Annotated in this window: 13 protein-coding genes; 1 reads left to right on the forward strand and 12 read right to left on the reverse strand. The window is 69.2% G+C overall.

Annotated elements, in window-relative coordinates; translation table 11 throughout:
• Nucleotides 1-6: 6 nt before the first annotated feature.
• The 5 genes from GON06_RS02650 to murI all read right to left on the reverse strand — a co-directional run bounded on the left by GON06_RS02650 (nucleotide 7) and on the right by murI (nucleotide 3,632).
• Nucleotides 7-429, reverse strand: a complete 423-nt coding sequence (locus GON06_RS02650; protein ID WP_198346583.1) for an ester cyclase — start codon at nucleotides 427-429, stop codon at nucleotides 7-9.
• Between the two features lie 53 nt (nucleotides 430-482).
• Nucleotides 483-1,397, reverse strand: a complete 915-nt coding sequence (locus GON06_RS02655) for a cation diffusion facilitator family transporter (protein WP_157310757.1) — start codon at nucleotides 1,395-1,397, stop codon at nucleotides 483-485.
• A 78-nt stretch (nucleotides 1,398-1,475) separates the two neighbouring features.
• Nucleotides 1,476-2,069 carry an RdgB/HAM1 family non-canonical purine NTP pyrophosphatase gene (rdgB, locus tag GON06_RS02660; protein ID WP_332837100.1) on the reverse strand — a complete coding sequence of 198 codons (594 nt, stop codon included), beginning with the start codon at nucleotides 2,067-2,069 and terminating at the stop codon, nucleotides 1,476-1,478.
• Nucleotides 2,066-2,797 (reverse strand): ribonuclease PH, encoded by a 732-nt coding sequence (gene rph / locus GON06_RS02665; protein ID WP_157310758.1) that lies wholly within the window; start codon nucleotides 2,795-2,797, stop codon nucleotides 2,066-2,068. The genes rdgB and rph overlap by 4 nt, the downstream gene beginning before the upstream one ends.
• A complete protein-coding gene (gene murI / locus GON06_RS02670; RefSeq protein ID WP_116243293.1) occupies nucleotides 2,790-3,632 on the reverse strand; it encodes a glutamate racemase in 843 nt (280 codons plus the stop codon). The genes rph and murI overlap by 8 nt, the downstream gene beginning before the upstream one ends.
• Before the next feature lie 57 nt (nucleotides 3,633-3,689).
• Between murI and GON06_RS02675 the strand changes: the two genes are divergently transcribed.
• Nucleotides 3,690-4,610 carry a sugar kinase gene (locus GON06_RS02675; protein ID WP_332837101.1) on the forward strand — a complete coding sequence of 307 codons (921 nt, stop codon included), beginning with the start codon at nucleotides 3,690-3,692 and terminating at the stop codon, nucleotides 4,608-4,610.
• A gap of 9 nt (nucleotides 4,611-4,619) precedes the next feature.
• On the opposite strand, the gene GON06_RS02680 is transcribed toward GON06_RS02675, so the two are convergent.
• The 7 genes from GON06_RS02680 to GON06_RS02710 are packed head-to-tail and all read right to left on the reverse strand — an operon-like array spanning nucleotide 4,620 to nucleotide 12,160.
• Nucleotides 4,620-5,489, reverse strand: coding sequence for a MurR/RpiR family transcriptional regulator (locus GON06_RS02680; protein WP_332837102.1), 870 nt, complete (start codon nucleotides 5,487-5,489; stop codon nucleotides 4,620-4,622).
• Entirely contained in the window at nucleotides 5,486-6,433 is a 948-nt protein-coding gene (gene murQ, locus GON06_RS02685) for an N-acetylmuramic acid 6-phosphate etherase (protein ID WP_157310759.1), read from the reverse strand. The genes GON06_RS02680 and murQ overlap by 4 nt, the downstream gene beginning before the upstream one ends.
• Nucleotides 6,430-7,581: an anhydro-N-acetylmuramic acid kinase gene (locus tag GON06_RS02690; RefSeq protein WP_157310760.1), complete on the reverse strand. Its 1,152-nt coding sequence runs from the start codon at nucleotides 7,579-7,581 to the stop codon at nucleotides 6,430-6,432. The genes murQ and GON06_RS02690 overlap by 4 nt, the downstream gene beginning before the upstream one ends.
• 1 nt (nucleotide 7,582) lies before the next feature.
• Nucleotides 7,583-9,055 carry a glycoside hydrolase family 3 protein gene (locus tag GON06_RS02695; protein WP_157310761.1) on the reverse strand — a complete coding sequence of 491 codons (1,473 nt, stop codon included), beginning with the start codon at nucleotides 9,053-9,055 and terminating at the stop codon, nucleotides 7,583-7,585.
• Nucleotides 9,052-9,882 (reverse strand): carbohydrate ABC transporter permease, encoded by an 831-nt coding sequence (locus GON06_RS02700; protein ID WP_332837103.1) that lies wholly within the window; start codon nucleotides 9,880-9,882, stop codon nucleotides 9,052-9,054. The genes GON06_RS02695 and GON06_RS02700 overlap by 4 nt, the downstream gene beginning before the upstream one ends.
• A complete protein-coding gene (locus GON06_RS02705) occupies nucleotides 9,879-10,829 on the reverse strand; it encodes a carbohydrate ABC transporter permease (protein WP_157310902.1) in 951 nt (316 codons plus the stop codon). Before GON06_RS02705 ends, GON06_RS02700 begins: the two co-directional genes overlap by 4 nt.
• 32 nt (nucleotides 10,830-10,861) lie before the next feature.
• Complete coding sequence (locus tag GON06_RS02710; protein ID WP_157310762.1) at nucleotides 10,862-12,160, reverse strand: sugar ABC transporter substrate-binding protein; 1,299 nt, start codon at nucleotides 12,158-12,160, stop codon at nucleotides 10,862-10,864.
• Nucleotides 12,161-12,200: the final 40 nt, after the last annotated feature.

Consider the following 12,200-nt stretch of genomic DNA (forward strand, 5'->3'; position numbering starts at 1 on the left):
CCTTGATCAGCGAGGCGACGCGAGCTGGTCGGCGAGGCCGGCAGCATCCTGCTGGATCCAGTACTCCGCGATCATCCCGTCCTCGACGCGGTAGACCGCGCTTCCCACCGTCTCGAGCGGGCGTCCTGTCGGCGCGTGCCCATCGACCGCGCCGAGGTGACTGCCGTGCTGAGTCCATCGCACGTACGCCTTGTCACCGTCGACGAGCATCTCGTCCATCGTGAGGGAGAACGCCCCGAACGTCTCGATCATCTCTCGCACGTGCGCAGCGTAGTTGGCCGGTGAGCGGTCGATGACCTGCGTGGCACCGGCTCGGATCTGATGCGCGAGGACGACCGGAGCCATGAACTCCTCGGCACGTTCCGGGGAACGACCGCTGCGGACGTGCTGGAAGAAACCACGGACGGTCTCTGCTGTGCTTCTTGCCACTTCCCAAACCTACCGTCGTCTCGATCCACACCCCGCAGTGATCGCACGGAGACCTAGTCGTGTGCGGCCTCGCACTCGGAGCGATCGGCCGGCTCGAGCTGGAAGGTGGAGTGCTCGACGTCGAAGTGATCGGACAGGCAGGTGTGGAATTCATCCAGCAGGGTCGCTGCCCGGCCGTTCGTGAGCACGACGGGGTCGACCTGCACGTGCGCGGTGAACACCGGTGCACTGCGGGTGAGCTGCCAGACATGCACGTCGTGCACGTCGACGACGCCTTCGTAGCCGCGCAGGTGCTCACGGATCTCACTGACCTGGGTGCCTTTGGGCGCCGATTCGGCGAGCACCGAGAACACCTCGCGCAGCAGCGAGAGCGCGCGAGGCAGGATCATGACCGCGATCACAAGGGACGCGATCGCGTCCGCCGGCATCCATCCGGTCGTCACGATGACGATCGCGGCGATGATCACCATCACCGATCCGATGAGATCGCCCATCACCTCGAGGTAGGCGCCGCGCACGTTGATGCTGTGCTTCTGCGCGGAGCTGAGCAACCACATCGAGATGCCGTTGGCGACCATGCCGATCACGGCGACCGTCAGCATCAGAGGACCCGCGACCTCGACCTCTCCCGGCTCGATCAGCCGAGAGATGCCCTGCACCGCCACGACGACCATCAGCACGATGAGGATGATGGCGTTGATCAGCGCGCCGAACACCTCGGCGCGCTGATAACCGAAGGTGCGCCGGTCGTCGGCAGGTCGCATGGCCACGGCGCTCGCGATCAGCGCGATCACCAGCGCCGATGAATCGGTGAACATGTGCGCCGCGTCGGCGAGCAGCGCGAGCGAGCCGCTGAGGATCGCTCCGACGATCTGCACGACCATCACCGTCGCCGTCAGGCACAGCGAGATCGTCAGCAGTCGGCGATTGCTCGACGACCGGAGGTCGGTGGGCGCGTGATCGTGCATGCCTCCAGAGTAGGCCGGGAACTCCCTGGTGAAGCGCCTTTTCGCCTAGTCGGGAATGAGGATGATTCCCAGTAGCCTCTAGAGCTTCTCGAGCACCGGCAGGATCGCGGCGAACGCCCGCGCGCGATGCGAATCGGCCTGCTTCTCCGCGTCGGTGTACTCGCCCACGGTGCGCTCGGCGCCGGCGTCCTGTCCGTCCGGGATGAAGATCGGGTCGTAGCCGAAGCCGCCGGGTCCGGCTGCCGCGTGCGCGAGGCGTCCGGGCCACACACCCTCGACGGTCTGCTCCGCGCCGCCCGGGACGACCAGCGCGATCGTCGCATGGAACTGCGCCGCACGGTGCGGGTCGGCGATGTCGCGCAGCTGGTCCAGCAGCAGCTCGAGGTTGGCGGCCGCGTCCTTCTTCTGCCCGGCCCAGTATGCCGAGAACACGCCGGGCGAACCGCCCAGCACGTCGACGCAGATGCCGGAGTCGTCTGCGACGGTGGGAAGGCCGGTGTGCGCCGCCGCGGCGCGGGCCTTGATCAGCGCGTTCTCGGCGAACGTGACGCCGTCCTCGACCGGCTCGGGGCCGTCGTAGCCGACGATCTCGATGTCGGGCCGCACGCTGCTGACCAGCGCACGGAACTCCTCGATCTTGTGCGGGTTGTGCGTGGCGAGGACGACCTTCACGCGAGCGCCTTCAGCTGCAGGTCCTTCAGCTCGGCGCAGCCGGCTACACCCAGGTCGAGCAGCGCGTCGAGTTCGCGCTTGTCGAACGGCGCGCCCTCAGCCGTGCCCTGCACCTCGACGAACAGGCCGCGGCCGGTGACGACGATGTTCATGTCGGTCTCGGCGCGCACGTCCTCGACGTATGCCAGATCCAGCATGGGCTCGCCGTCGATGATGCCGACCGACACCGCGGCGACCGAGTCGAGCAGCGGCGTGGAGTTCTTGCCGATGAACTTCTTCTCGCGGCCCCACTCGATCGCGTCGGCCAGCGCGACGTAGGCGCCGGTGATCGCCGCGGTGCGCGTGCCGCCATCGGCCTGCAGCACGTCGCAGTCGATGACGATGGTGTTCTCGCCCAGAGCCTTGGTGTCGACCACGGCACGCAGCGCACGGCCGATCAGACGGGAGATCTCGTGCGTGCGTCCGCCGATGCGGCCCTTCACGCTCTCACGGTCGTTGCGCGAGTTGGTCGCGCGGGGCAGCATCGCGTACTCGGCGGTGACCCACCCCTTGCCCTTGCCGGTGAGCCAACGCGGCACGCCGTTGGTGAAGGATGCCGTGCACAGCACCTTCGTGCCGCCGAAGCTGATCAGCGCCGACCCCTCGGCCTGTGCGCTCCAGCCGCGCTCGATGGTGATCTCGCGGAGCTGATCGGCGGTGCGGCCGTCGGCGCGGGTGATGTCAGACATTGTTTCCTTCCAGGGACAGATGCGGGAGCGTGATCACGCCGGTCTGAACGAGCTGCACGTCGCGGACCTCGCGACCCATCAGCCGGTTCGCCAGCGCGGTGAAGTCGTCGGCGGAATCGCCGGTGGCCTCGTAGACGTGCGTCGGCTGGGCGTCGGGAGAGGCCAGCAGGTCGCCGGCGACGAGCTGCCGGTAGACGTCGGCCGCGGTCTCGTCGTCGCTGGAGACCAGGCTCACGCCGTCACCCATGACGTAGCTGATGGCGCCGCGCAGGAAGGGGTAGTGGGTGCATCCCAGCACCAGGGTGTCGACGCCGGCCTCGCGCAGCGGCGCCAGGTACTCCTCAGCGGTGGCGAGCACTTCCGGTGTGCCGGTGATGCCTGCCTCGACGAACTCGACGAAACGCGGGCAGGCCGCGGCGAACACTTCAAGACGCTCGTTGACCTCGAGCATGTCCTGGTAGGCGCGCGACCCGATCGTGCCGACCGTGCCGATCACGCCGATCCGGCCGTTGCGCGTCGTCGAGACGGCACGGCGCACGGCGGGGCCGATCACCTCGACGACGGGCACGTCGTACCGCTCCCTGGCGTCGCGCAGCATGGCGGACGATGCCGTGTTGCAGGCGATCACGAGCATCTTGACACCCTGCTCGACGAGAGTGTCGAGCACCTCGAGGCCATAGCGACGGACGTCGGCGATCGGCTTGGGACCGTACGGCGAATGCGCGGTGTCGCCGATGTAGACCATCGACTCCTGCGGCAGCTGGGCCCGGATGGCCCTCGCGACGGTGAGTCCGCCGACCCCGGAATCGAAGATGCCGATCGGAGCGTCGTTCATGATGATCCAGCCTACCGCGATTGCTGTGCCGGGCCCGTTGGCCGTAGTGTCTGAGACGTGCCCGAAGCATCCGACGTCATCGTCGTCAGCGTGGGCGAGGGCCTGGTGGTGTTCACACCCGAACCGCCGCGTCCGCTCGCCGAAGCCCAGACGTTCGCGCGCTCCCTCGGCGGAGCCGAACTGAACGTCGCTATCGCCCTGCAGACCGCCGGGGTGCGCTCGGCAGTGATCGGCCGCGTCGGCGACGACGGCTTCGGCGACTTCCTGCTCACAGAGCTCGGCCGCTACGGAGTGGACTCGTCCGCGATCGAGCGCGATCCGCACGCACCCACCGGCCTGTACGTGAAGGAGATCTCACCGGAGGCCTCCGGCATCGCCGATCGGATGCACTACTACCGCAGCTCGTCCGCCGGAAGCCTGCTCTCCCCCGACACGCTCGCGACCCCCGCAGCGCTCGCCCTCATCGAACAGGCCCGGGTCGTGCACACCACCGGTGTCACGTCCGCGCTGTCCGCTTCCGCGCTGCGCGCGCAGGAGGAGCTGTTCCTGACGCGCGGCGGGTCCGGCATCCGGTCCTTCAGCGTCCACTGGCGGCCACCGCTCTGGCTCGGCAGGGAGGACGTCGGGCGCGCAGCGCTGACCGGCCTCGCCCGCGGCGCCGACGTCGTCTTCGTGTCGGAGGCCGACGCCCTCAGCGTGTTCGGCGCGACGGATGCCGGCGCGCTGCGCGCGCTGCTGCCTGAGCCGCGCCATCTCGTGGTCATCCACCCCACAGGCGCGACGGCCTTCGACGGGAACACCCGCGCGGAGGCGCCCCCGATCGGCTTCCGCATGATCGAGCCGATCGGCGCGGAGGACGCCATCGCCGCCGGCTTCCTCGCGGGATTGGTGAGCGGGCTGTCGCTGGAGGGATCGCTGGCGCGCGCCAACCGGCTCGCCACCCGCGTGATGTCCAGCACCAGGGATCACCTGGGCTGAGGGCTCCGGTCAGTCCGCTGACGCGTTGTGCGTCTCGATGACCTCGCGAGTGCGCTGCAGCGCGTTACGCACCGAATCTCCACGCGCCTGCACGACGCGGGTGAACAGGATGTCGATGACGGCCAGCTGGGCGATGCGGCTCGCCATCGCGCCGATCCGGAACGGCGACTCCCTCGCCTTCGTCAGCAGCACATGGTCCGCGTGCTGGGTGATCGGCGAGTCCGCCGCGTTGGTGATCGCGACGGTGGTCGCCCCTCCCGCCCGTGCGATGGCGAGCGGCTCGATCGCCTCGCGCGTGCTGCCGCTGTGCGAGATCCCGACCGCGACGTCACCGGGGCCGCGCTGCGCTGCCTGCACGAGGGCGAGGTGCACATCGGAACCGTGCCAGGCGGTGTGGCCGATGCGCACCAGCTTGAGGTGCAGATCGACGGCGGCGAGCGCGGACGCCCCCATGGCGAAGATGTCGGTCCGGCCGGCCGAGCCGATCAGCGCCGCCACGGCGTCGATCTCCAGCGGATCGAGTCCGTGCGCGGTCTGCTCGATCGCCCGCATCTCCTGGTACGCGATCTTCGACGCGACGCTGCCGGCGTCGTCATCGGCGAGGATGTCCTCGTCGTCGATGCCGAACCTCTCCCGTTCGGCCTGTTCCCGGCTGAGTGCCTGGGCCAGCTCCATGCGGAACTGCCGGTAGCCGGTGAACCCCAGGGTCTGCGCGAAGCGCGCCACCGTCGCCGGTGAGGTCTCGCAGAGCACGGCGAGGTCGGTGATGGCCAGGTCGACGACGATCGTCGGATCCGCGGAGATGCGCCGCACCAGCCGCACTTCTGCCGCGCTCAGACCCGACGGGTCGACGCGCAGTGCGGCAAGCGGGTCCGTCACGCGGGTTCGATCCCTCCAGAGCGCGCGTCCAGGGCGGCGAGCGCGGGGCGCAGGCGCCCGCGGGACTCGGCGAGAAGTTCGGCCGCGGCATCCGCATCCGCTCCGGAGGCGATGAGGATCGCGACCTTCGCGGAACCGTCGGCCTGGCGGAGCGCATCCGCCGCCGTGGCCTGATCGCATCCGGTGGCCTGCATGACGATGCGCTCGGCGCGCACCCGCAGCTTCTCGTTGGTCGCCTGGACGTCGACCATGAGGTTGCCGAGGACCTTGCCCTCCTGCACCATCGCGAGAGTCGAGAGCGTGTTGAGGACGAGCTTCTGAACGGTTCCGGCCTTCAGCCGCGTGGACCCGGCCACCGCCTCGGGGCCGGCGTCGATCTCGATCGCCACGTCCACACCGCGCGAGATCGCGGCATCCGTGTTGCCGGCGAGGCTGATCGTGAACGCGCCGATCCGCTGCGCGCGCTCCAGTGCACCCGACACGTACGGGGTGCGGCCGGATGCCGAGATGCCGACGATCGCGTCGTCGGCGGTGAGTCCGATGCGCTCGACGGCCTCGGCTCCAGCGACGTCGTCGTCCTCGGCGTTCTCCACGGCTCCGCGGACGGCGACCTCTCCCCCGGCGATCAGGCCGACCACCTCTTCAGGAGCGGTGCCGTACGTGGGCGGGATCTCGCTTGCGTCGAGCACGCCCATCCGGCCCGCTGTGCCGGCGCCGATGTAGATCAGGCGGCCACCTCTGGCGCGCCGCGCGACGATGCCGTCCACCGCTGCGGCGATCTCGTCCGCGCTGCCTGCGACCGCCGCTGCGGCCTGCGCGGCCTGCGTGAGCATGACCTCCACCTGCTCACCCGTGCTGCGCACGTCGAGGTCGGCGTAGGCCGGATCCGCGCTCTCGGTCGAGAGCGTCCGCAGCGATGCTCGCAGGTCGTCGTCATGGGTCATCTTCGTACCTCCAGCCGGGCGAACGCCTGCCGCGGCCGCGGCGGCGCGAGCGGCGCAGCGGCCGCAGTGAATCGGCCGGCGATCCGCGATCGCGCGGTCGTGAGCGAGACCGGGATGCCGTGCCACGACAGTACTCCGAGCACGGCGAACATCAGGTTCTCCCTGCTGTCCGGATCCACGCCGTGCGCTGCGCTCGAGGTGATCCGGACCGGCCTCGCGAGCTCCGCGACGCGGCTCATCAGCACGGGATTGCGCACGCCACCGCCCGAGACGATCGCCCTCGTCGCGCCGGAGCCCCGCAGCGACTCTGCGATGCTCCAGGCCGTCAGCTCGACCAGAGTGGCCGCGGCATCGGCATCCGAGACCGCCCCGCCCGTCGATCGCACCGCATCGTCGAGCAGACCGAGATGGAACTCGTGCCGGCCGGTCGTCTTCGGGGCGGGGAGGCCGAAGTAGGGATGCGCACGCAGCACCCGCATCAGCTCCGGGAGCACCGTACCCGCAGCGGCCAGCGCCCCGTCACGGTCGTACGCCTCACTGCCGTCCGTCGCGCGCTCCACCAGAGCGTCGAGCAGCGCGTTGCCCGGCCCGCTGTCCCAGGCGTCCACCCGGCCGTCCGGATGCACCACCTGCACGTTGGCGATCCCGCCGATGTTGACGGTCGCGATGCTCTCGCCGGTCTCCGCTGCGAGCGGACCGAGCCAGAGCCGGTCGAACAGCGCCATCAGCGGCGCTCCCTCCCCGCCGGCGGCGATGTCCGCGTGGCGCAGGTGCGAGAGCACCGGGGCTCCGGCCGCCTCGGCGATGGGAGCGGGCTCCCCCAGCTGGGTGGTGCCGCGGGCGTGCCCGTCCTCGACCCAGTGGTAGACGGTCTGTCCGTGCGAGACGACGAGGTCGAGGTCGCCGAAACCGCGCACGGCATCGGCGAAGGCCTCGCCGAGCCGCCAGTCCAGGGCGCACCAGGCCGCGGCGTCGATCGCCGCGCCGTGCGTCACATCGAGGATGCTGCGCCGCAGGTCCTGCGACCACGGCACCGTGCGCCAGTCGACAGTCCGGAGAATGAGTACGTCGCCCTCGTCCTCCACGTCCACCACGAGCACGTCGATGCCGTCGGCTGAAGTCCCCGACTGCAGCGCGCACACCCTCATGTCACTGTCCGATCAGCGTCTGGCGTGCGACCTGCGCCCCGATCAGGCTCGCGCTTCGGACCTGCACGGTCGGCGCGCCCTCGATCACGGCGGGGCCGAAGCCGACGTCGACGATCACCGTTCCCTCATCGGCCCCGAGGATCCGCTGTGCCAGCGCCCGCTGCGGCGACTGCTCGTCGAGCCGGTCCACGAGCAGGATGCTGCGGCCTGCGGCCGCACGCTGCTCCGCAGCGACGATCTGGGGCTCCTGCGCCTGCTCTGCGTCCAGGCGGACGATCTCGCCTTCGGCCGCGAGCGCGGTGGCGACGTGCCCTGCCGCGCTGTCGACCGCCAGGGACGACCTCCGGCGGACGTCGATCACTGTGGTGGGCGCATCCGCGAGCGGCACCAGGTCGCCGACGACGGTCACTGCCCGCCGTACGACGGATGCCGCGTCGAAGTCGGCCGGCTGCACGGCCGCGCGCGCGGTCACGGCAGCGGACATCCGCGCGACGCGGCCTGCGGCCTCCTCCACGCGCTCACGGGACAGTTCGCCGGAGCGGAGCGCCGCGACGATGGCGTCACGCACCGCATGGAAGTCGCGCTCGTCCTGGTCGGGCAGCATCGCGGCGCCGGGGTTGGTCGGGTTGCCCACGCACAGCAGGTCGGCTCCTGCTGCGAGGGCGCGGACGGCACCGCCGCCGAGGCCGACGGTCTCGCGGATGGCGGCCATGTCGAGGGCGTCGGTGATGATCACGCCGTCGAATCCGGCGTCCCGCAGCCCGCCCAGCACCCGCGGGTTGAGCGTCGCAGGTTCCTCGCCCCACGCCGGCACAACGATGTGAGCGGTCATGATCGCCTGCACGCCGGCCTCGGTCGCGGCGCGGAACGGCGGCAGATGGTCGGCCTCGATCTGCTCCGCGGTCAGCTCGATCCGCGGCAGGTCGTGGTGCGAGTCGACGTGGGTGTCGCCGTGACCCGGGTAGTGCTTCGCACACGCCGCGAGACCGGTCGACTGGATGCCGGCGACCTCGGCAGCCGTGTGGCGGGAGACCACCTCGGTGTCGCCGCTGAACGCCCTGGTGCCGATCACCGGATTGCGCGGGTCGGTGTTCACGTCGGCGACCGGGCCGAGCACGACATCGGCACCGATCGCGGCGCAACGGCGTCCGATCTCGGCCCCCGTCGCCCTGGTGGCCGTCAGGTCGTCGACGAAGCCGAGCTGTTCCGCACCGGGGACCGTCGAACCCGTCGCGGATTCCAGCCGGGTGACGCTGCCGCCCTCCTCGTCGATGCCGATCAGCGCGCCGGGCGCGATCTCGTGGATCCTCGCGCTCAGCGCCGCGGTGTCGCCGTCCAGGTTCTGCGCGAAGTACACCACTCCGGCGAGGCCGTCGACGAGCTCGCGCTCGAGCCAGCGCGGAACGGTGTCACCAAGGAACCCGGGCCACACGACCCCGTTGGCCAGGCGTGTCAGGTCATCGACCACGGTCATCCCTTCACAGCGCCGGCGACGAGACCGTCGCTGAGTCGACGCTGAACGATCACGAAGAACACCATCACCGGAAGGGTGATCAGCGTCGAGGCCGCCATGATGTAACCCCATTCGTTGGAGTGCTCACCGAAGAACTGACGGAGCCCGATCGACACAGTGTACTGTCCGACCTCGCCGCCGAGCAGCGTCATTGCGAAGATGAACTCGTTCCACGCGGTGATGAACGAGAACACGCTGGTGGCGACCAGTCCGGGCATCACCAGCGGGAAGAGCACCGAGCGGAACATCCGCCACCAGGAGGCGCCGTCGATGTACGCGGCCTCCTCGAGCTCGACAGGGACGGCGGCGACGAATCCGCGCAGCATCCAGATACCGAACGGCAGCGACAGCGCGACGTAGACGATCATCAGTCCGATGAGCGTGTTCAGCAGGCCGAGGTTCTTGATCTGGATGAACAGCGGGATGACGAGCGCCTCAAGCGGCACCATCTGCACGACCAGGATCATCAGCAGCATCGAGGTGCGGAACTTGAAGCGGAAGCGGGTGACCGCGACCGCGGCGAGCAGCGCGAGCAGGGCGCTGGCGAGCACCGTGACGATCGCGACGATGGCGGAGTTGCGCAGGAACACGTCGAAGCCACCGTCAGTGAGCACGTAGGCGAAGTTGTCCCAGGTGAACTCGCGGGGCAGCAGGTTGCCGCCACCGCTCGAGGCCTTCTTGTCGAAGGAGCTCATGATCATCCAGTACACCGGGAACAGGGTGAACAGCAGAAGGCCGATCACCGCTACGACGATGCCGAACCGGCCCAGGGGCGACGACTTCCTCACAGCTGGTCCTCCTTGAGCAGGGTGCGGATGTAGACCACGGTGATCACCAGCAGCACGAGCGTGAGCAGCACGGCCAGCGCCGATCCGAATCCGTATCTGTTCTGGCCGAACGACTCCACGTACGACCACACACCGAGGTTGAGCACGGATCTGTTCGACCCCGCGCCTCCCGGCATCAGGAACACCTGGGTGAACACCTTGAAGTCCCAGATCGTGGACAGGATGATGACGACCGAGAAGACCGGGCGCAGGGTCGGGAACACGATCTTCCAGAACCGTCGCCACGCGCCGGCACCGTCGATCTCGGCTGCCTCCAGCATCTCCTTCGGCACTCCGAGGAGGCCGGCGAGCACGGTGATCGCGACGAACGGGAAGCCGTGGTGCACGACGTTCAGCAGCACGATCGCGTAGAAGGCCCAGCGGTTGGTGAACCAGTTGACCGGGCCGTCGATCAGACCCATCGACTGGAGTGCAGCGTTGAACACGCCGCGGTCGGCGTCGAAGATCCAGGTCCAGACGTAGGTGCCGGTGACGGCGGGCATCGCCCAGGCGATCATGATCGCGCTGCCGACGATGGTGCGCCAGGCCATGTTGAGCCGCGCAAGCAGCAGCGCGACGAGCGTGCCGAAGGCGACGGTGGTGAACACCGAGATGATGGCGAAGCCGACGGTGTTCGGCACGACGACCGCCCAGAGCTGGGGGTCGGTGAGCGCCTCGACGTAGTTGTCGAAGCCGATGAAGTTGGTCGTACCCCGCCGGATCTCACGGAGGCCGTAGTCCTGGAACGACAGCAGCACGACCTGGATGAGCGGCCACAGCAGCAGCACGCCGAGCACGATCAGTGCGGGCCCGAGCAGCAGCCAGGGCCGCGTCCGGGCGATCGAGAAGAGCTTCTGACGACGCCCGCCGGCCGGAGAAGGAGCAGTCTCCTTCTCCGGCGCGGACATCGTCGCGGGGAGCGACGTGGTCAAGATGCGTCCTACTTGGCGTTCAGCAGGTCGGTCATCTCAGCAGCAGCGTCCTTCGACGCCTCGGCGACGGTCTTCTGCCCGCTGAGGATCTCCTGCATCATCGTGTTGGTCGTCTGCTTGGCCTGGACGGCACCGAACTGCGGAGTCACCGGCACGGAGGCACCGCCGTCGACCATCTGCTCAGCGAAGGGGGCGATCAGCGGGTCGGTCGACTCCAGCGCGTCCTTCATGAGCGACTCGAGGCCCGGGAAGTAACCGGTCGAATCCGCCCACTGCGTGGCGAACTTGCCGACGGTCATCAGCTTGACCAGCTCCCAGGCCAGGTCGGGCTCCTTGGAGTCCGCGAAGATCGACAGGTGCGATCCGCCGAGCACGGACGGCGAGATGCCGCCGTCCTCACCGGGGATCACTGCGACGCCCAGCTTGCCCTCGAGCTCGGGGTTCGACTCGATCAGCGACTTCGGGGTCCACGATCCGGAGAGCATCGTGGCGACCTTGCCCTGGGTGAAGGCGTCGCGGACGTCGGTCTCCTTCCAGGTGGTCGCACCGGGGGTCGAGAAGCCGTGCTTCAGCGCCAGGTCGGTGTAGAACGTGAGGCCCGCCTGTGACTTCTCGGAGTCGAGCTCGGACTTCCACTTGTCGCCGTCCTTCACGGCGACTTCTCCGTCAGCGCCCCAGACCCACGGGTAGACGCCGAACTCGGCGTTGCCCGGAACCACGAACGCCGCCATCTCGGGGTGCGCGGCCTTGATCTTCTCGCCGTTCGAGACGATCTCATCCCAGGTGGTCGGGGCTGCAAGCCCCAGCTCCTCGTAGATGTCGGCGCGGTAGACGATGGAGCGGACGCCGGCGTACCAGGGCATGCCGTACAGCTCGTCGTCGTAGGTGCCCGCCTCGGCGAGGCCCTTGACCAGGTCGTCCTTCAGGCCCTTCTCCTCGGCGACGTAGTCGTCGATCGGGACGAGCGCGCCGGCGTCTGCGAACTCGGGGGTCCAGGTCGTGCCGGTCTCCGCCACATCGGGCGAGGTTCCGCCGGCGATGGCGGTCACGAAGCGCTGGTGGGCGTCGGCCCACTGGACCTCTTCGAACTTCACCTTGGCGCCGGTCTTCTCGGTGAAGGCCTTCGAGACGGCGTCGAGGTAGGCGGACGAGTCGGGGTTGGTGCCCTGCATCACCCAGGCGGTGATGGTCTTGCCCTTGCCGTCGACGGCGTCGCCGGAGTCCCCGGAGCTGCCGTTGGAGCATCCGGCGAGGGCCAGCGCGGCGACCGCGCCCAGCGCGACGACGGAGATCACGCGAGTTTTCATTTGCTTCCCTGTTCTTCCTTGAGCAGTCACGGGCGATCCC

The sequence above is a fragment of the Microbacterium sp. MAH-37 genome, assembly GCF_009758255.1.
Taxonomy (GTDB): domain Bacteria; phylum Actinomycetota; class Actinomycetes; order Actinomycetales; family Microbacteriaceae; genus Microbacterium.